Raw genomic sequence first — 19,799 nt, 5'->3', positions numbered from 1 at the left:
ATGAAAAAGGCCTCATAGAAGACCGCACTCGATTTACTTGGCTTATAATCAGAAAACGCTTGCATCACGGACGGCAACCATAGAAGTGGTTTAGTTCTTCAGAACTTCCACACCTGGAAGAGCTTTACCTTCCATCCATTCGAGGAATGCGCCGCCAGCGGTGGAGACATAAGAAAAAGTCTCGGACACGCCTGCATGGTTAAGGGCGGCAACTGTGTCACCGCCTCCTGCAACAGAAATCAGGTTATCCGCTTTGGTTTCCTCTGCAGCGGCCTGTGCGGCCGCAACGGTAGCGGTGTCAAAAGGGGCGATCTCAAACGCACCAAGTGGGCCATTCCAAACGATGGTCTGGGCTTTCTTGATCCAGCTAGCTACGGCTTCAACGGATTTTGGTCCCACGTCAAGCATCATGCTATCTGATGGCACGCTATCGACATCAACGATCTTATGGGGAGCGTTTGCCGCAAACTCCTTTGCGACCGCTGCATCGACCGGCAGGATGATTTCGCAGTCCGCTTTTTCCGCTGCTGCCATGATGCGCTTTGCGGTGTCTGCCAGGTCATGCTCACATAGGGATTTGCCGACATCCTTGCCCTGAGCTGCGAGGAAGGTATTGGCCATGCCGCCACCAATCACGAGGCCGTCGACCTTGCTGACCAAATTTTCCAGCAGATCAATCTTGGTGGAAACCTTTGCGCCGCCAACGATAGCCAGAACAGGGCGCTTTGGTGTGCCAAGAGCAGCATCAAGAGCTTCCAGCTCCGCCTGCATGGTGCGGCCAGCAACGGCTGGCATGTGATTGGCCAGGCCTTCAGTGGTCGCATGCGCGCGGTGAGAGACGGAGAATGCATCAGAAACCAGCAGATCGCCATTCTCAGCCAGAGCAGAGACGAACTCGGCTTCGTTCTTCTCTTCGCCTTTGTAATAGCGCGTGTTTTCCAGTACCAGAATGTCGCCGGAAGACATGGCATCAATCGCGCCTTTGGCAATGTCGCCAATGCAGTCTTCTGCAAACATGACCGGGCGATCCAGCACTTTGGCCAAGGCAGGAACCACTGGTTTCAAAGACATTTCAGCGACTTTTTCACCTTTTGGGCGGCCGAAATGCGCAAGGATGATGACCTTGCCGCCTTTCTCGGAGATCTCGGACAGGGTTGGAACAATGCGCTGCAGACGGGTGGCGTCGGTGACTTCGCCGTCCTTCATTGGAACATTGAGGTCAACACGTACGAGTACGCGCTTGCCATTGAGGTCTGCGTCATCGAGAGTTTTGAAGCTGCTAGCGGCCATGTAAGTCTACTTCCTGCTTTTGGGGCGCAAAATGCCGGTCTTGTCAGATAAAGGGTCTAATCCAATGAATAAGGCAATCCAATAGAAAAGGCGCTGGAGATGCCGGGCCCAAATAGGGATGCATCGGCCCAGCGCCTGATCTTTATTCAGTCTCTATTGGCGAGGCGCCATTAGATCAATTTTGCCATTGCTACTGCGGTGTCGGACATACGGTTGGAGAAGCCCCACTCGTTGTCGTACCAAGTCAGAATGCGAACCATGGTGCCGCCCATGACTTTTGTCTGGTCTTCAGCAAAAGTGGAGGAATTGGCATCATGGTTGAAATCGATGGAAACCAGAGGCTCGGTGCAATAACCCAGAACGCCTTTCAGTTCGCCTTCAGACGCTGCCTTGATTGCCGCATTGATTTCTTCTGCAGTGGTTTCGCGCTTGGCGATGAATTTCAGATCAACCACAGATACGTTAGCGGTCGGAACGCGGATCGCAGAACCATCCAGCTTACCTGCCAGCTGAGGTAGAACCAGACCAACAGCTTTAGCAGCGCCGGTGGAGGTTGGGATCATGGACATGGCAGCTGCACGTGCGCGGTACAGATCCTTGTGCATGGTATCCAGAGTTGGCTGATCACCAGTGTAAGCGTGAATGGTGGTCATGTAGCCTTTTTCGATGCCAACCAGTTTGTCCAGAACATAAGCAACCGGAGACAGGCAGTTGGTGGTGCAAGAGGCGTTGGAGACTACCAGATCGTCACCGGTCAGGGTGTCGTGGTTCACACCGTATACGATGGTCTTATCAGCGCCAGATGCAGGAGCGGAGACCAGAACGCGCTTGGCACCAGCTTCAAGGTGAGCAGAAGCTTTTTCCTTGGAAGCGAAGATACCGGTACATTCCATGGCAATGTCCACACCCAGTTCGCCCCAAGGCAGTTCGGCTGGATTGCGGATAGCGGTTACCTTGATTGGGCCCTGACCGACGTCGATGGTGTCGCCATCAACAGTAACAGTTGCTGGGAAGCGGCCATGGACAGAATCATAGCGCAGCAGGTGTGCATTGGTCTCAACAGGGCCCAGGTCATTGATCGCAACGACTTCAATGTCGGTACGGCCAGATTCAATGATTGCACGCAAAACATTACGGCCAATACGGCCAAAACCATTGATCGCAACTTTTACAGTCATGATCTTCTCCTACACTTGACCGGCCAATGAGTGGCCGGGATTCACAATTCGACCAAAATCTGTGCCCTTTAAAGGCGAGGCACTGGTTGAGGTCAACCCTAGTCTTTGCTCAAACCCAGTTTAAAAGTTCGATGGTCTGCTCAAAATGTTTTTGGCTGCCAAGAGCTGTTTCCAGTTCTAGGGAAGGCTATGGCAGCTTTTGTGACTCACATCTTTCTCCCGTCCGCACAATGTGTGTATGGGCATGGATTTTGAAGAACCAGTGAGTCCGAAAATCCCAAAAAAAAGAGGGACCAAAGCCCCTCTTTCCTTGTTATTCAGCGGCTTCAGCCTGTGAGAGCTCGGCTTCGACCTGACTGACGATTGCGTCAGCGGTGATGCCGAATTTCTCGTACAGAGCCTTGTATGGGCCGGATGCGCCGAAGCTGGACATACCCACAAAGATGCCATCAGTGCCGATGAAGCGATCCCACCCCATACGGATTGCGGCTTCGATACCGACATTGACCTTGGCGTTGCCCAGAACCTCTTTCTGATATTCACGAGATTGAGCTTCGAACAGCTCAAAGCAAGGAACCGAGATCACACGGGCTTTGATATCTTTGGCTGCCAGTGCCTTCTGTGCTTCCATCGCGATCTCGATCTCGGAGCCGGAAGCAAAAAGAGAAACATCGGCATCAGCATCTGTGTCGGACAGAACATAAGCACCGCGAGCACAGAGGTTCTCGGATACATATTCGGTACGGACAGGCACCAGGTTCTGGCGGGTCAGAGACAGAGCGGATGGGGACTTCTCGGCTTTCAAGGCCAGGTCCCAGCATTCTGCGGTCTCGGTTACGTCAGCTGGACGGAAGACCAGCATATTTGGAATGGCGCGCAAGGATGCGAGCGTTTCCACTGGCTGGTGGGTTGGGCCATCTTCGCCAAGACCGATGGAATCATGGGTCAGGACATAGATGACGCGCTGTTCCATCAGAGCGGACAGACGCATGGCGCCGCGCATATAGTCAGCAAAGACCAGGAAAGTGCCGGAATAAGGAATAACACCGCCATGCAGAGCCATGCCGTTCATGGCAGCGGCCATACCATGCTCACGGATGCCCCAGTTGATGTAACGGCCAGAGAAGTCATCAGGCGTTACAGGAGCGGTATCCTTGGTTTTGGTGTTGTTGGAACCGGTCAGGTCAGCGGAACCGCCGATGGTTTCATTGATGGCTTCGTTGATGACGGTCAGGGCCATTTCGGAGGCCTTGCGGGTCGCAACGGTCTTTGGCTCTGCCGCCAGCTCTTTTTTATAGGCATCCAGTGCTTCATCAAGGCCGGATGGCAGATCACCACGCATGCGACGCTCGAAGTCAGCTTTGACTTCAGCATCCAGTGCGTCCAGACGCTTCTGCCAGTCTTTGCGGGAATGGGCAGCGTTCAAGCCAGCAATGCGCCATGCGTCACGGATATCGGCAGGGATATCGAACGGTTCGTTTTCCCAACCTAGAGCCTTGCGAGTGCCAGCAAGCTCTTCCGTACCTAACGGTGCGCCGTGAATGCCGGAGGTGCCAGCCTTGTTTGGAGCACCGAAGCCGATGGTGGTCTTGCAGGCGATAAGGGTCGGTTTGTCGCTTTTCTGAGCGGCTTCAATCGCAGCTGCGATTGCTTCCTGATCATGACCGTTCACGCTGTCGGTGTTCCAGCCGGATGCTTTGAAGCGGGCAAGCTGGTCGGTAGAATCGGAAACGGAAACCGTGCCGTCGATGGTAATGTTGTTGTCATCCCACAATACGATCATTTTGTTCAGCTTCAAATGACCGGCAAGAGTGATGGCTTCCTGACTGATGCCTTCCATGAGGCAGCCATCGCCCGCAACCACATAGGTATAGTGATCAACGATGTCGGCGCCATATTTGGTGGCAAGCAGTTTTTCAGCAATCGCCATGCCGACAGCATTGCCGATGCCTTGGCCAAGAGGGCCAGTGGTGGTCTCGATGCCGCTTGCATGACCAAATTCCGGGTGACCGGCAGTCTTCGCGCCGACCTGACGGAAATTTGCAATATCTTCGATGGTCATGTCTTCGTAACCGAGCAAATGCAGCAGCGCATATTGCAGCATGGAGCCATGCCCGGCAGACAACACGAAACGGTCGCGATCCGCCCAGCTCGGGCAGGTCGGGTCAAATTTCATGAATTTGGTGAAAAGGACTGTTGCGATATCGGCGGCACCCATAGGAAGGCCTGGATGTCCTGATTTTGCTTTCTCGATTGCGTCTGCAGCAAGAAAGCGGATCGCATGGGCCATGCGGTTTTGTTTGTCTGTGTTGCTCATGAGCTCTGCGTCTGTGATCAATTTGCGATAATCCGATCCAACCGAATTGTGTCGGGGCGGCCGGGCCGGGTAGCAAACCGTCCTGCACTATAAAGGAGTGCATTTGGGTGTTACGGGATCTGCCATGCCTTTTGCGCGCGGCAGACAGAGGCTGATACAATCGGGGAGACATTTAGCATCCCGGTCTCAAGAGTCAATCTTGAACCTTCCCGGAGTGGGCTAAAAACTGCCAAAAAATCACTTGTGGAAGGTTGCTGTTGATCATTTGTCAGGATTGACGACATCGGGACAAAGCGCCTACCTTTGAATGGGGATGGAATTAAGCGTGATTCATTGATATAGATTCCTGTTATCCGATTTGAGCCTGAGGCAGAGTATGTGCTGCTTGTGGCGATGCATTTGTTCGATTCAATTTGGACAATTACCGAATTGTGGGCAGTTTGGGCTGTCAGGCATTTTGTAGGGGGATTTGATGGCTAACGAGCCAGCAATTGCGGGTGCTTTGGGCCGATTGGATCAGGCGCTGCTCTCTCTTGAAAAAGCGATAGAGAAGAAGAAAGAGAAGCAGACTGACCTCAAGGGAATGCAGGACGATTTGTCCCGTTTGTCGAGTGAACGATCGGAATTGGCAACTGATCTTGCAAGCCAGACCAAACGTGCAGATCGATTGGAACAGGCAAATGAGGAAGTTTCCCGTCGTCTTGGATCTGCTATGGAATCCGTGCGGGCGGTATTGGAGCAACATGGTGGCTGAATGATTGTTTGTGGTGTTATAAGATAGCCACGAATTTTGGTCAAAGCCACGTATCGGGCGGAATATAAGTTTAAGAGGCCAGTTAGTTTTTCAATGGTTCAGGTCAGTGTCAACATCAACGGGCGTGCCTATCGTATGGCGTGTGAGGATGGTCAGGAAGATCATTTACTCTCCCTTGCCCGGAAGTTTGATGCGACGATTAGCCATCTGAAGGAATCGTTTGGAGAAATTGGCGATCAACGTCTGACCGTCATGGCTGGCATCATGGTTGTGGATGAACTTAACGAGCTTAAAAAACGTATCAAGACCCTGGAAGGGGAGGTGGAAGCTTTGCGTGATGCGCGAACTGCTGTCCTTGAAAAAAGTGTTGGCGATCAGGAAAATATCGCCGAGCGGATCGATAAAGCATCCGAACAGTTGGAAAAACTCGCCGAAGTCCTTCTGGAAGACTGATATGTTAGCGTTCTTTTTGATTTCTCAAGATCTGGAGATCAGGACGACAAGAATTCGCCTCTGGAATTTTGGGATCAACTCACTTATATCTTCCCACAGTTAGCTGCACTTCGCGTTAGAAGATACTTTTCCTTGGGGCCTTAAAGATCCGAATGGGAGCTGGCTCTGATAAGGACCGTGGTCCTCTTCATACCGGCACCCACCTGTAACACAGGTGTCCCAGGATCCGTTTACTCTTCGACGGTCGTTGCGGCTTCCTTGCTTTTGGGGCTACAAATAGCGTCCCAAAGACGTCTGCTCAATGGTCCTTTTGCACTCTGACCTTGTCAATGTTTGCGTCCGGTTCTCAAATGGCTTGTCCATATTGCGATCCTCGGCTTCACATTTCAGCGTCAGATCACAAAAATCCTCATGATGCAGAGGGCTTTTGCAAGCAAGGAGACCGGTCATGGATGATGCGCAGCTCAGCGAACAAAAACAACAAATGCGCCGCAAGGTTCTTTCGATGCGGGATTCGATTCCCGCGGAAGATCGCGAAGCTTTTTCCCATCAAGCCTCCAATCATCTTCTGTCCCATCTTGCCTCCATAGAGTTCAAACCCTCTGGCACGATTGGAGTATTCTGGCCTATCCGCTCCGAGATTGATTGTCTTTTGCCTGTGGCATCATTGCGAGCACAGTCTTATCAACTCGCACTCCCCGTAGTCGTGAGTGAGACCGCCATGGAATTTCGTTTCTGGCAAGAGGGTGATCAGCTGGAGCCAGCAGGCTATGGCAGTATGGGGCCCGCACAGGAAGCGATGTCTGTCACTCCAGATTGTTTGATCATGCCGCTTTCACTTTTTGATCTATCGAGGCAACGGGCGGGTTATGGTGGTGGTTTTTATGATCGCTATATCAGTGCTTCTGAGCAAACAGGTGCCCGGCCCCTGCTGATTGGTTTGGCATATGCCATGCAAGAGGTGGACAGGGTGCCAGTTGGGCGCTATGACCAAGCTTTGGATTGGATTGTTACTGATCAGGGTGTCATCTAATCTCGCTTAAGGACCCTTTTGGTCCTGTTCTCTACTGCTATAGAAAGCTGTCTGATGCGTCTGTTGTTCATTGGCGATATTGTTGGCCGTGCCGGTCGAACTGTGGTTTTGGAAAATCTGCCGGGTCTGATCGAGCGTTATGGTCTCGATTTTGTCGTGATCAATGGAGAGAATGCAGCGGCTGGCTTCGGTATCACCGAGAAAATTCTGCAAGAGTTGATTGATGCGGGAGCGGATGCGGTCACCACGGGCAACCATGCCTGGGATCAGCGCGAAGCTTTGGTCTTTTGCGAGCGGCAGCCTGCATTTCTGCGTCCGGCCAATTATCCAGCTGGTGTGCCAGGCAAGGGTGCCAATCTTTATCAGGCCCGCAATGGCGCTAATGTTTTGGTGATGAATGCCATGGGCCGGATCTATATGGACCCACTGGATTGCCCATTTGCAGCGGTCGAAAAAGAGCTGGCGGCCTGCCCGATGGGTGATTTTGCCGACGCTATCATTCTCGATTTTCATGCTGAAGCAACGTCCGAGAAACAGGCCATGGGGCATTTCCTTGATGGCCGAGTGAGTCTTGTGGTTGGAACTCATACTCATTCTCCAACGGCTGATCATCGTGTTTTGCCGCAGGGCACTGCTTATATGTCCGATGCTGGTATGTGCGGTGATTATGATTCCGTTTTGGGGATGGAAAAGGAAGAGCCGGTGCAGCGTTTCCTTCGCAAAGTGCCTGCGTCGCGCTTCACGCCATCGCTTGGCGATCCAACCTTGTGTGGTGTGGCAGTGGACACCGATGATGCGACCGGTTTGGCCGTGGCGGTGGAGCCGTTGCGGATTGGTGGACATTTATCGCAGCATATACCGTCTTTCTGGGAAAAATAATGGTGCTTGCGGTGCCCTGACTTGATCTGAGTGGGGGATTTGTGCGATCACCACAGGCAAATAGCGCTTTTGGTTTTTCAAAAGCGGCTTCAATGACAAGACATGGATTTCAAACGTCATGGCAGGACATTCCAAATTTAAGAACATCATGTATCGCAAAGGCGCTCAGGACGCCAAGCGCTCCAAGTTGTTCTCCAAGCTTTCCAAAGAGATCACCGTTGCTGCAAAAATGGGTGGTCCTGACCCAGATTCCAACGCACGTCTGCGTCTGGCCATCCAGAACGCTCGCGGCCAGTCCATGCCTAAGGACAATATTGACCGCGCCATCAAGAAAGCCGATTCCAGTGATGCGGATAACTTTGATGAAGTGCGTTACGAAGGCTATGGTCCAGGCGGCACCGCCGTTGTTGTGGAAGCTCTGACCGATAACCGTAACCGGACTGCTTCCAATGTGCGCGCTGCTTTCTCCAAAAATGGTGGCACCCTTGGCGAGACCGGTTCCGTTGCCTTCATGTTTGATCGCGTTGGCGAGCTGGTTTATCCGGCAGACGCTGGTGATGAAGACAGCATCATGGAAGCAGCGATTGAAGCCGGTGCCGATGATGTGCAGAGCGATGAAGATGGTCACACCATTTATACAGCGTTTGAAGACATGATCGAAGTTGGTAAAGCTCTGGAAGAAGCTCTCGGTCAGGCTGCTGAATCTCAGAAGGCTATCTGGAAGCCACAGAATGAGATTGATGTGGATGCTGAAAAGGCTGCCACCATCATGAAATTGATGAATGCTCTGGAAGATGATGATGACGTACAGAATGTCTATTCCAACTTCACCATGAGCGAAGAAGTGATTGCGTCTCTCGGTTAAGAGCTAGTACTTCGTTGGAGAATTCAGAACCCCGGCCATCTGGTCGGGGTTTTTTGTTCGGCCATTGGTTTTGTTCTGGTATTGTTCATATTTCTGCGTTAATCAGAATTCATGATGAATCAAGCTGTTCGAATCATTGGGTTTGACCCGGGGCTACGCCGTACCGGCTGGGGAGCCATTGAAATGGTCTCCAATCGCCTTACTTTTGTGGGCTCTGGCCTGATCACTTCCAATAACAAGGATGAGCTGGCGATACGCCTGCTGGATCTGCATACCGGTATCATGAAAGTGCTGGAGCAATATACACCGGACGAGGTCGCGGTAGAGCAGACCTTTGTGAATAAGGATGCTGGCGCGACCCTTAAATTGGGCCAGGCCCGTGCTGTTGCATTGCTGGCACCCGCGCAATTGCATTTGCCGGTGGCAGAATATGCTCCCAACGCGGTGAAGAAGACTGTGGTTGGTGTGGGTCATGCCGACAAGAACCAGGTCCAGACCATGGTGAAAATGCTTCTGCCCAAGGCGACGTTCGATAGCGAAGATGCCGCGGATGCTCTGGCGATTGCCATTTGCCACGCGCATCAGCGCAAGGCAAACAAGCTGAAATTTGCATAGAGCGTGCCCCCGAAAAGTTGCAGCACTTTTCGGATGAGGGCTCGCTGAAGAATGGAAATCAAACCAACTCCAATGACGTAGAAATCGTAAGAATTGGTTTGATTATCAGGAGAGACAGACATGATTGGCAAGCTCAAAGGCCTGATTGATGAATATGCAGACAGCTATGTGCTCGTGGACGTGAATGGCGTCTGCTATGAAGTGCATTGCTCCAACCAGACCTTGCAGGCTTTGCCATCCGTTGGAGAAGCGGCCAGTGTGCTGATTGAAATGCATGTCCGTGAAGATCAGCTGAAGATGTTTGGATTTGCCACCGCTTTGGAGCGTGACTGGTTCCGGCTGCTGACCACAGTGCAGGGTGTGGGGCAGAAAGTGGCGTTGGCGATCCTATCCACATTGAAGATTTCCGAGCTTCAGTCTGCCATTGCCCTACAGGACAAGGCGATGGTGGCGCGTACTCCGGGTGTGGGGCCAAAGGTCGCGCAGCGCATTGTCACTGAATTGAAAGACAAGACGCCGAGCTTGGCGGCGGTTGATAGTGCGGTTTCTGATTTGCAAGCCGATATGGATCAAGCGGCTGCACCAAAAGCGATGGCTGAAGCTGTATCTGCGCTGACCAATCTGGGCTATAGTTCTGTTCAGGCCAGCGCAGCAGTTGCCACCATCATCAAACGTGAAGGCGATGGTACCGGTACTGCGACCTTGATCCGTCTGGCGTTGAAGGAGCTTAGTCAATGATTGAAGATGCGGAGCGTCTTGTTTCTTCTTCCGGTGAGAAAGAAGAGATGGATCGGGCGTTGCGCCCGCAGATGCTGGACGACTTTGTAGGCCAGGCGCAAGCGCGGGCCAACCTCTCCATCTTCATTGAAGCTGCTCGCTCCCGTAAGGAAGCATTGGATCATGTGTTGTTCGTGGGACCTCCGGGCCTCGGTAAGACAACACTTGCGCAGATTGTCTCGCGCGAGTTGGGGGTGAATTTCAAATCCACCTCCGGTCCCGTGATTGCCAAGGCTGGTGATCTGGCGGCGCTATTGACCAATTTGGAAGAGAATGATGTCCTCTTCATTGACGAAATCCATCGTTTGAACCCGGCGGTTGAGGAAATTCTCTATCCTGCTATGGAAGACTTTCAGCTCGATCTGATCATTGGTGAGGGACCAGCTGCTCGTTCGGTGAAGATTGATCTGGCAAAATTCACACTAGTTGCTGCGACGACGCGTCTTGGTCTTTTGACCACGCCACTGCGGGATCGCTTTGGTATTCCGGTGCGGTTGCAATTCTACACTGTTGAAGAGCTGGAATATATCGTCACCCGTGGTGCACGCTTGATGGGTGTGACGATCACAAAGGACGGTGCGATTGAGATCGCCCGCCGTTCTCGTGGTACGCCGCGTATTGCTGGTCGCCTTTTGCGCCGTGTGCGCGATGTGGCCATTGTGCAGGCTGGTGGCGAAATTTCTCGAGAGCTTGCTGATCGTGCGCTGCAGATGCTGGAAGTCGATAATGAGGGATTGGATGCGTTGGATCGACGCTATCTCAATTTGATTGCCACGTCCTTCGGTGGCGGACCGGTTGGTATCGAGACCATTGCTGCTGCTCTCTCGGAGCCACGCGATGCCATCGAAGAGATCATCGAACCATATCTCATTCAGCAGGGTTTCATTCAGCGTACGCCTCGCGGGCGATTGCTGGCTGCCAAGGCCTTTGCCCATTTGGGACTGGCGGTTCCGGATAATGGCAAAGGTGCGCCACAAATGGGATTGTTTGCCGAAGGGATTGATGATGCCTGATCAAAATGCTGGCCCATGGCCGGATTTGGCGGGCCGCAAGACCGAGTTTGGTCATGTTCTGCCGGTACGGGTCTATTATGAAGATACCGATTTTTCCGGCATCGTCTATCACGCCTCCTTTCTTCGTTTCATCGAGCGTGGGCGTTCCGACTATATTCGCATGCTTGGTATTCATCATCACGAACTGGATGAAGGCAGCGAAGATGAACGTGTTGCCTTTGCCGTGCGGCATATGGAGATTGATTATCTCAAACCCGCTCGCATTGATGATCTGCTTGAAGTGGAGACACGGGTTTCTGCCATCAAAGGCGCTCGCATGATCCTTGATCAACGGGTGATGTGTGCGGGTGAGACGCTGTTCACTGCCATGGTGACCGTGGTGGTGATCTCCCGCGATGGTCGTCCGCGACGTATGCCCGCACAATTGAAGGCTGCTTTTGAAGCCGATCAGAGCTGAATTTTCGCCTCATTGCTCATTACAAGCTTTTTGCGAAGCGCCAATTTTTAAAACTCGATCCCTCACGGCGACTCCGATCATTTGAATATGTCCTTTCATATGGGTTCAAGGACATATTCAATTGCCGGGCCTGTGGGGGCGCGCCGGATAGCCGGCGGAGCGCTCAAGACGCTCTCAAAGCCTTTTTCTCACTGCAATTTGATAGGCAAAACGCTTTGGATGAACGCCCTGTTAAGGCTTCATTAACCATAATAATGCCTTTCTCAAATTATGTGTGATCGCGAATTGTCCTAGTTTCGCCAAATTTCCTCGTCAAAAGCTTTGCGGCTTGAACGGGGTATTTGTCGTGTTGGCACCTACGTAGATCCGTTAAGACGAATTTCCTGGCTGAGAAAGGACACAACACATGGAAAATGAGATAGTTCAGACAGCCCTATCGGCTTCGCATGGCGATCTGTCTCTCATCTCCTTGTTTTTGCAGGCGCATATTGTCGTTAAACTGGTGATGATCGGTTTGATGTTGGCGTCTGTTTGGTCCTGGGCCATCATTATCGACAAGGTTTTGCTCTATTATCGCACCCGTCGGCAGATGGATCGTTTCGAGAAAGTATTCTGGTCCGGGCAGTCCTTGGAAGAGCTGTATCAGACACTTTCCGGTCGCCCGAACCATGCCATGGCGGCTTTGTTCGTGGCTGCGATGCGAGAATGGAAGCGCTCGTTTGAAGGGCAGGCCCGCTCCGTTGCTGGGCTTCCGACCCGGATCGAGAAGGTCCTGGATGTTACCTTGGCGCGCGAAGTGGATCGGCTTGAAAAGCGTTTGCTGTTTCTTGCGACCGTTGGATCTGCCGCTCCGTTCGTTGGTCTGTTCGGCACTGTCTGGGGTATCATGAATTCCTTTCAGGGCATTGCTGCTTCCAAATCGACATCTCTGGCCGTTGTGGCACCAGGTATTGCTGAAGCTTTGTTTGCCACCGCAATTGGTCTGCTTGCCGCTATTCCTGCCGTGATTGCCTATAACAAACTGGCCAGCCTCGCTTCACAGCATGCCTTGCGTCTGGAAGGTTTTGCCGATGAGTTTTCGGCCATTCTGTCTCGTTTGATGGATGAAAGGGGCTAAGCCATGGGCATGGGAACACAGGGAACATCCGGTGGTGGGCGCAGACGCGGTGCGAGACGTGCCATTCGTCATCGTCCGGTCGCCGAGATCAACGTCACGCCCCTGGTTGACGTCATGCTGGTGCTTCTGATCATCTTCATGGTCTCTGCTCCAATGATGACGGTGGGCGTGCCTCTGGATCTACCCGAAAGCTCGGCCAAACCTCTGTCCAGTCAGACCGAGCCTTTGACAGTGTCTGTGCAGGCCGATGGGTCGGTACATGTTCAGGATCAGCCTGTCGAAGTAGATCAACTGGTCCAGACCCTTCTGGGTGTGGCCAAGAATGGTTATGAGGAACGGATCTTCGTTCGTGGCGATACCAACGCCAATTATGGTGCCATCATCAAGGTGATGGGTGCCATGAACCGTGCCGGTTTCAAGAAAATTGGTCTTGTCAGCACTGAGGAGCTTCAGTAACCGCGTATGCGTAATGTCGGCTTCATTGCATCTTCTGTTAGCCATGTGCTGGTTTTGGCATGGGGATTGGTCAGCTTGCCTGCACCAAAGACCCATGACGTGACGCCTCTTGAGATTTTGCCTGTGGACTTGGTGACGCTCGCGGATGTCACTGATGTCAAGAAAGGTGACTCAAAAGGCAAGGTGCAGGACAAGATTCAGGAAGAAGTGAAAAAAGCGCCTGAACCTGTCAAGGAAGAGCCGAAAAAGCCTGCGCCAAAGGTTCAACCCAAGGTGCAGGAAACCGAGGCCAAGCCGAAGTCCGAGCCTACGCCAAAGGTTGAGCCAAAGCCGGAACCAGTGAAGAAAGCCGAGTCTGAGCCTGCACCGGTGAAAAAGGCCGAGCCAAAAGTTGAGCCCAAAGTCATCGAGGAAAAGCCGGAAGCGCCAAAAGCCATTGCGGCTTTGCCAAAAATAAAGCCAAAGCCGCCTAAGAAAAAATCACCACCGAAAAAGGTCGCTCAAAAGCAGCCTGCCAAAAAGAAACGTGATTTTGACGCCAATGCTCTGAAGGCTTTGGTGAACAAAGCCGACGAGGCCGCACCACAAAAGACGTCTTCTGAGGCTAAGAAAGCATCCTTTGGGTCACGCACTGGCAAACAGGCAGCCGCCATGACGCAGAGTGAAATTGATAGCCTGCGAGCCCAGGTCAGTGAGTGCTGGAGCCCGCCTGCTGGAGCGATTGATGCAGGAGAGCTGCGTATTCGCTTGCAGTTCCGTATGGATCGGTCTGGCAATGTGGTTGGCCAGCCGGAAATTCTTGCCGGGCCTCCTGGCAGCTTTGGCTATGCGGCCTCCCGTGCAGCGGTCCGTGCAGTGATGCGTTGTGCTCCTTATCAATTGCCCGCTGATAAATATGACCTTTGGAAAGACACAATTTTGAATTTTGATCCGTCTGACATGTTCTGATCTAATATTGGAAATGTGGCTGGAGATTTTGGAAATACGCTCAATTGGTATTCTGGCGAATTGAGACACAGTTTGAGAGACAGACAAGGAAGAGCGAAATGCGAAAAATCACATCACGATGGAGCGCTGGTTTGAGCCGCCTTGTTCAACGAAGCCTGTCTATGGCTCTTGCCCTCATGGCGCTGGTGGCTTTTGCTTCACCCGGTCACGCCTTGATTGAGATCGACATCCGTCAGGGTAATATTCAGCCGATGCCGATTGCAATCCCGAGCTTTTCCGGTGTGCCGCAAGGCGCGCAAATTGCACAAGTCGTGGAAGCGGATCTGAAACGATCCGGTCTTTTTGCTCCGCTGGATAAAAACACCTTTCTGGAAAAAGGCCTGACTTCGTCTTCTTCTCCTTCCTTTGCCAACTGGACCGTATTGAATGCGCAGGCTCTGGTAACCGGTACTGTGACGCAAGAAGCTGATGGCCGTTTGAAAGCGGAATTTCGTCTCTGGGATGTTTATGCTGGTAAGCAAATGACCGGTCAGCAATTTTTCACCGCACCAAAGAATTGGCGTCGTGTAGCGCATATCATTGCTGATGCGATCTATGAGCGTCTGACCGGCGAAAAGGGATATTTTGATACCCGTATCGTATATGTCGATGAGAGTGGTCCGAAAGCCAATCGCGTCAAACGTCTTGCTATCATGGATCAGGATGGTGCCAATGTGCGCTATCTGACCGATGGTCGGGATCTGGTGCTAACACCACGTTTCTCTCCAACCCGTCAGGAAGTTACCTATATGGCGCTGGAAGATGGGCAGCCTAAGGTTTATCTGCTCAATCTTGAAAATGGTCGCCGCTCCAATGTAGGCAAGTTTCCGGGAATGAGCTTCTCATCTCGCTTTTCTCCAGATGGCCTGAGCATTGTGTTGAGCTTGCAGCAAGCGGGGGATGCGAATATTTACCGCATGGATTTACGCAATGGTAAAATCACGCGTTTGACCAATTCCGCTTCCATTGATACCAGCCCGACTTTCTCGCCGGATGGTCGTCAGATTGCGTTTGAATCTGATCGCGGGGGGCGTCAGCAGGTTTATGTGATGAATTCTGATGGAAGCAATGTGCGTCGCATCAGCTTCGGTCAGGGCAGCTATGGTACGCCGGTCTGGTCTCCTCGTGGAGATTTGATCGCCTTTACCAAGCAATATAAAGGTCAGTTCCAGATAGGTGTGATGAAGACGGACGGATCTCGTGAGCGTATCCTGGCTGATGGCTATCACAATGAGGGGCCTACTTGGGCACCCAATGGTCGCGTGTTGATGTTCTTCCGTGAAAGCCCTGGTGCAGGTGGTGGTCCGAAGCTCTATAGCATCGATCTGACTGGTCGCAATGAATATCAGGTTCCAACACCAGCCTTTGGTTCTGACCCTGCATGGTCACCATTGGTAGAGTAGGGTAGTTGCCCTGATATCACAGTGGCGAATAGCGACTGGAATGTAGTTTGAACTGCCTTAGTCTGGCCACCTTTCTATCCGAGAGGTGGCCAATCTTATACCAACGAGGGAGAACAATAACTCATAGGATGCTTTTCGATTGTTTGCTGACAAGGCAGCTTTTGACGGACAATACCGGGGTATTTTCCGAGAAAGGTAACGATGTTCAGCGAGCAATCGAAAAGCATCGAAGGCCGAATTTTCAGGCTTTGTGGACTACGTCTCTGCTACCTTTTGGTCAACCAGACCAGGGCGGCATCAGCTCCTTGCCACAAAACCTGAAAAGTTCGGTCATATGAGCTATTCTTTCCCCTCGTTGGTATTCTTTGTGTGTCTGGTTTTTCAGTCTATGAGATTGGGTTCCACCCATTAGGCAAATGTTAACCATCTTTGCCAACGCAGGGTTAACCAGTTTAGCTCATACTTGATCAACCTTATTTGGGCTGCGACCCATGATGTTTGGGCGATTGCCCTATGGAAAATTGAGGACAGCTATGTTGTCAAAAAAAGCCTCCACTCCCGTTCGTGCTGCTCTGGCCATAGGCCTGCTGGGCGTTCTTGCTGCTTGTTCTGCCAATCCAGATAAAATGGCCAATCCGGGCCTTGCGAACAATGCGACACCGGGTTCGACCCAGGATTTTGTGGTGAATGTGGGCGACCGCGTCTTCTTTGATACCGATAGTTCCGATATCAATCCATCATCTCAGGCGACCTTGGACAAACAGGCTCTATGGTTGAACCAGTATGGCAATTATCGTGTTGCCATTGAGGGTCATGCTGATGAGCGCGGTACTCGCGAATATAACATCGCTCTCGGTGCTCGCCGTGCCAATTCGGTTCGTAATTACCTGGTCTCCAAGGGTATTGCTTCCAACCGCCTGATGACCAAATCTTTCGGTAAGGAGCGTCCCGTTGCGGTGTGTAACGATATTTCCTGCTGGTCTCAGAACCGTCGAGCAGTGACCGTGTTGTCTAACTAGTGTGGTGGAATTGAAATAGGTATCATTTATCGGCAGGTTCGTTTGCCTATTTCAATTCCTAAAACCACACTAGAAACATATATTTGCTAGTCACCCTTTTGAATCTAAAGTTCGTTCGGTACTCGCTGTTCAATGTGACGAACTTTAGATTCGGGTGACTAGTGTCTTCACGCTATCCCTGATCTCGTGATCAGGGCTCCAGACGGGGCGCTACGCGCTTGCCTATCGGCCGCCACAAAAGCGCTGTCGCTTTTGTGGGTAGCTGCACGTCAGGTGGGTTTGGTGACTCGCTTGATTGAGGATTTGAAAACCGGCTCCATGGGGCCGGTTTTTGTGTTTTTGATATCACACTGCTTCCGATGAGCATCACTTTACCAACTTGATCATAATTTTGCCCCATCAAACTGGCATGAGGGTGCAACAGTGCAAAAGAAGCCGTTAAAACACTGTCCGCAATTGGTGAATTGCAAGCTTTGTTTTAACTCCTTGTTTTGAAGCGAGTTCTTATCCGAAAAGTGCTTCAACTTTTCGGGAACAGGCTGTAAGCTCGCTTTCATTGCTGCTTGAAGGCCATTCACTTCATGGCCAGCGCATTCCTGAATTTGATTTCTGTAATGGGGATTTTGATGATCAGAACATTGGCAACCGCGACTGCTTTTCTACTTGTTGGGGCCAGTTTGGCCGGTGCGGTCAACCCCACCAATTGGAGCGAGTTGGAACAACGGGTTAGTACGATGGAAACCCAGATGCAGCGTGCGCCAATCCCGCCACTGCCTATTCCTTCTGGTCCATCTGCATCAACTGCACCAAGTCAGCAGCGTATTGTTGTGGCTCAATCTGCCGCCAATCTGGCTGTGCGCGTAGATCGGCTGGAAAACCAGTTGCGCATTTACAATGGTCAGATCGAAGAGCTGAACTTCCGAATTCGTCAAATGCAGGAACAGCTTCGCCGTTTTCAGGAAGATTCCGAGTTTCGTTTTCAGGATCTGGAAAGGGGAGGCAGCAAAAAGCGTCGTAAACAATCTCGCGCAAAGCCAAAGCAACAAGCACCAAGTCAGAATTTCGAGCAGTTGGGAACGCCACCACAGACTTTGGGTAGCTTGAATGGTGCTCAGCCCAATTTTGGTAGTGCCGCCAATCAGGCTATTGGTGGTGCCGGTGGGTCTGGGCCAGTTGATCTTTCCAGCATGCTGAACGGAGGTGCGGCTGTGCCGGGTGCCACCTTTCCAGGCGCCAACCCAATAAATCCTGGTTTGGGAAATGTTGCGCCGTCCAATCAGGTTGCGTCTCTGACAGGTGATCCGGTTACAGACTATGATCAAGCCTATGGTTTGGTGCTTCAGGGACAATATGGGCAGGCGGAAGGGGCTTTTCGTCAGTTCATAGCGTCTTACGGGACACATCAGCTTGTTGCCAATGCCCACTACTGGATTGGTGAGAGCCAGTTTCAGCGCCGCGATTATCGCGGAGCGATCGAGACTTTCCTGAATGCTTATTCTACCTATCCTCAGGCACAGAAGGCACCGGATATGCTGTTAAAGACGGGGATGTCTCTACGTCAAATCAAGGAACGTGAGGCGGCTTGCGCCACCTATGAAGAGTTGCTGGCCAAATATCCCAATGCATCTGCAGGTGTGCGCCAGAAGGTGCGCTCTGAAATTAAAAATGCCAAGTGCTAAAACATCTGGGCGTTCATCCGTTTCCATGCCATGGCCCGATGATCTGAAAGAGCGCATCACTGATGATGCACTCTATTTGCCGGAAGGTCCCTTCTCTGGCTCTGTTCTTTCGTCCCTTTTTGATGAAATCCCCTCAAAGCAAGATGGAATGTTGCTGGCGGTTTCCGGTGGACCTGATTCTCTTGCGCTTGTTATGCTGTGTTATGCTTGGCGATCACGGTTGGGACATCAAATTCCGATATATCTGGCGACAGTCGATCATGGTTTGCGCGAAGAAGCACATGCAGAGGCCGAGTATGTGGGTGAACTTGCCCAATGCCTTGCTCTGCCTCATGCGATCTTGAACTGGCAGGGCGATAAATCTTCTTCCAACTTGCAAGGCAAGGCGCGAGAAGCCCGCTATTCCTTGCTGGCCGACCATGCCCAATCGTTGGGTGTAAAGACGATTGTGACGGCCCATCATATGGATGATCAGGCTGAAACTTTCCTCATGCGGCTTTTGCGTGGATCGTCTGTGCGTGGTTTGAGTGCCATGCGCCCTGCTCGTGTTCTGAATGGCTTGATCCTGGCACGGCCTTTGCTCAAGCATTCCAAGCAGGAATTGCAGAACATTTTACAACGGTTTGATTTGAATTGGTGTGAAGATCCCTCCAATGAGAGTATCAGGTATCTCAGGGTGAATGTACGCAAGACCCTGATGCCCGTTCTTAAACGCTTTGGAGCAGATGCATCACATTTCTCAAGAACGTCGGAACGCCTTCTGCGAGCGGAAGAGGCGCTAAATTCTGTAACATTTGAGAAATTTTCCGCTCTTATGACGCCTGTGGTTGGTAGGGCTTTGGTTTGCAATATGATAGATTATTGCCTGTTGGCCGAGGAATTTCGCTTGCGTCTGTTGCAAGAGGCACTTTTTCAGGTTGCCGGTCCGGGATATCCTTGCGGGGAGCAAAGTCTGATCTCTTTGGATCAAGATCTTGTTCTATGGGATGATGCTGAAAGAAGAGTTCGCAAAAAGACGCTGGGAGCTTGTTGCTTTGCGATTTCCGGACAGCGACTATGGGTTTATCGTGAGCCAGGGCGAAAGCCTATCCTTGCAAAGCTATCGGTGGGTGAAGATTTTGATTGGCAGGGGCTATGGAATGTCCATTACCCTGATGATCGGAATATTGGGGCTCTTACATTGTCGCCTTTGGGTGAGCGTGGCAGACAAAAACTGCTGCAGACCGGTCTGTTGAAACAGGAATCACTGGTTGCGATGGAGGCCTTGCCTGCGGGAGTGATTGATGCTTTGCCTAGCGCATGGCAAGAAAATCGGCTGAAATTTGTGATGGATTTACCAGAAATAGCAAAGGCGACGGGATGTCCTCTTGAATTTTCTGAAAAAAACACGAGATTTACGAAAAATGGGTGAAGTGGGTAAACCATTTCGCATTATTTAGGGAACAAAGCCGCCTCTATGCCTTGGCAAGGGCGTGTTCGATGCCTAAATTCAAATGAAATGTAAGGA

19 protein-coding genes and 1 other RNA gene are annotated in these 19,799 nt (G+C 51.7%); 17 read left to right on the top strand and 3 right to left on the bottom strand.

The window, feature by feature from the left end; all coding sequences use genetic code 11:
- Positions 1–90 precede the first annotated feature (90 nt).
- The 3 genes from CRO57_RS21060 to tkt all read right to left on the bottom strand — a co-directional run bounded on the left by CRO57_RS21060 (position 91) and on the right by tkt (position 4,785).
- Positions 91–1,290, bottom strand: a complete 1,200-nt coding sequence (locus CRO57_RS21060) for a phosphoglycerate kinase (RefSeq protein WP_097155472.1) — start codon at positions 1,288–1,290, stop codon at positions 91–93.
- Positions 1,291–1,460: 170 nt separating this feature from the next.
- The gene (gene gap / locus CRO57_RS21055) at positions 1,461–2,468 is read right to left on the bottom strand and encodes a type I glyceraldehyde-3-phosphate dehydrogenase (RefSeq protein ID WP_097155471.1); all 1,008 of its coding nucleotides are present in this window, start codon (positions 2,466–2,468) and stop codon (positions 1,461–1,463) included.
- A gap of 313 nt (positions 2,469–2,781) precedes the next feature.
- The gene (gene tkt / locus CRO57_RS21050; protein ID WP_097155470.1) at positions 2,782–4,785 is read right to left on the bottom strand and encodes a transketolase; all 2,004 of its coding nucleotides are present in this window, start codon (positions 4,783–4,785) and stop codon (positions 2,782–2,784) included.
- Positions 4,786–5,257: 472 nt separating this feature from the next.
- On the opposite strand from tkt, the gene CRO57_RS21045 reads away from it, so the two are divergent.
- The 17 genes from CRO57_RS21045 to tilS all read left to right on the top strand — a co-directional run bounded on the left by CRO57_RS21045 (position 5,258) and on the right by tilS (position 19,703).
- Positions 5,258–5,539 (top strand): DUF4164 family protein, encoded by a 282-nt coding sequence (locus tag CRO57_RS21045; protein WP_097155469.1) that lies wholly within the window; start codon positions 5,258–5,260, stop codon positions 5,537–5,539.
- Positions 5,540–5,632: 93 nt separating this feature from the next.
- A complete protein-coding gene (locus CRO57_RS21040; protein WP_097155468.1) occupies positions 5,633–5,992 on the top strand; it encodes a cell division protein ZapA in 360 nt (119 codons plus the stop codon).
- A gap of 97 nt (positions 5,993–6,089) precedes the next feature.
- Positions 6,090–6,252, top strand: a non-coding RNA gene (ssrS, locus tag CRO57_RS21035) — 6S RNA.
- A gap of 188 nt (positions 6,253–6,440) precedes the next feature.
- Positions 6,441–7,025, top strand: coding sequence for a 5-formyltetrahydrofolate cyclo-ligase (locus tag CRO57_RS21025; RefSeq protein ID WP_097155466.1), 585 nt, complete (start codon positions 6,441–6,443; stop codon positions 7,023–7,025).
- 54 nt (positions 7,026–7,079) lie between these two features.
- Positions 7,080–7,904, top strand: a complete 825-nt coding sequence (locus tag CRO57_RS21020) for a TIGR00282 family metallophosphoesterase (protein WP_097155465.1) — start codon at positions 7,080–7,082, stop codon at positions 7,902–7,904.
- 118 nt (positions 7,905–8,022) lie between these two features.
- The gene (locus CRO57_RS21015) at positions 8,023–8,769 is read left to right on the top strand and encodes a YebC/PmpR family DNA-binding transcriptional regulator (protein WP_097155464.1); all 747 of its coding nucleotides are present in this window, start codon (positions 8,023–8,025) and stop codon (positions 8,767–8,769) included.
- Positions 8,770–8,883: 114 nt separating this feature from the next.
- Positions 8,884–9,384, top strand: a complete 501-nt coding sequence (gene ruvC / locus CRO57_RS21010; RefSeq protein ID WP_097155501.1) for a crossover junction endodeoxyribonuclease RuvC — start codon at positions 8,884–8,886, stop codon at positions 9,382–9,384.
- Positions 9,385–9,504: 120 nt separating this feature from the next.
- A complete protein-coding gene (gene ruvA / locus CRO57_RS21005; protein ID WP_097155463.1) occupies positions 9,505–10,122 on the top strand; it encodes a Holliday junction branch migration protein RuvA in 618 nt (205 codons plus the stop codon).
- On the top strand, positions 10,119–11,174 hold the full coding sequence (ruvB, locus tag CRO57_RS21000) for a Holliday junction branch migration DNA helicase RuvB (RefSeq protein ID WP_097155462.1): 1,056 nt from the start codon (positions 10,119–10,121) through the stop codon (positions 11,172–11,174). The genes ruvA and ruvB overlap by 4 nt, the downstream gene beginning before the upstream one ends.
- Positions 11,164–11,631 (top strand): tol-pal system-associated acyl-CoA thioesterase, encoded by a 468-nt coding sequence (gene ybgC, locus CRO57_RS20995; protein ID WP_097155461.1) that lies wholly within the window; start codon positions 11,164–11,166, stop codon positions 11,629–11,631. The genes ruvB and ybgC overlap by 11 nt, the downstream gene beginning before the upstream one ends.
- A 406-nt stretch (positions 11,632–12,037) precedes the next feature.
- Positions 12,038–12,748, top strand: a complete 711-nt coding sequence (tolQ, locus tag CRO57_RS20990) for a protein TolQ (protein ID WP_097155460.1) — start codon at positions 12,038–12,040, stop codon at positions 12,746–12,748.
- A 3-nt stretch (positions 12,749–12,751) separates the two neighbouring features.
- The gene (tolR, locus tag CRO57_RS20985) at positions 12,752–13,204 is read left to right on the top strand and encodes a protein TolR (RefSeq protein WP_097155459.1); all 453 of its coding nucleotides are present in this window, start codon (positions 12,752–12,754) and stop codon (positions 13,202–13,204) included.
- Positions 13,205–13,210: 6 nt separating this feature from the next.
- Positions 13,211–14,152, top strand: coding sequence for a cell envelope biogenesis protein TolA (locus tag CRO57_RS20980; protein ID WP_097155458.1), 942 nt, complete (start codon positions 13,211–13,213; stop codon positions 14,150–14,152).
- A 98-nt stretch (positions 14,153–14,250) separates the two neighbouring features.
- Positions 14,251–15,594: a Tol-Pal system beta propeller repeat protein TolB gene (gene tolB, locus CRO57_RS20975; RefSeq protein WP_097155457.1), complete on the top strand. Its 1,344-nt coding sequence runs from the start codon at positions 14,251–14,253 to the stop codon at positions 15,592–15,594.
- Positions 15,595–16,127: 533 nt separating this feature from the next.
- Positions 16,128–16,613 carry a peptidoglycan-associated lipoprotein Pal gene (pal, locus tag CRO57_RS20965; RefSeq protein WP_097155455.1) on the top strand — a complete coding sequence of 162 codons (486 nt, stop codon included), beginning with the start codon at positions 16,128–16,130 and terminating at the stop codon, positions 16,611–16,613.
- 581 nt (positions 16,614–17,194) lie between these two features.
- A complete protein-coding gene (ybgF, locus tag CRO57_RS20960; protein ID WP_097155454.1) occupies positions 17,195–18,292 on the top strand; it encodes a tol-pal system protein YbgF in 1,098 nt (365 codons plus the stop codon).
- A complete protein-coding gene (tilS, locus tag CRO57_RS20955; protein ID WP_170956197.1) occupies positions 18,279–19,703 on the top strand; it encodes a tRNA lysidine(34) synthetase TilS in 1,425 nt (474 codons plus the stop codon). The genes ybgF and tilS overlap by 14 nt, the downstream gene beginning before the upstream one ends.
- The last annotated feature ends 96 nt before the right edge of the window (positions 19,704–19,799 follow it).

It is taken from the genome of Cohaesibacter gelatinilyticus (genome assembly GCF_900215605.1).
In the GTDB taxonomy this organism is placed as follows: Bacteria; Pseudomonadota; Alphaproteobacteria; order Rhizobiales; family Cohaesibacteraceae; genus Cohaesibacter; species Cohaesibacter gelatinilyticus.
Note: the sequence above shows the minus strand (reverse complement) of the source record. Positions and strands in the feature narration are given on the sequence as shown.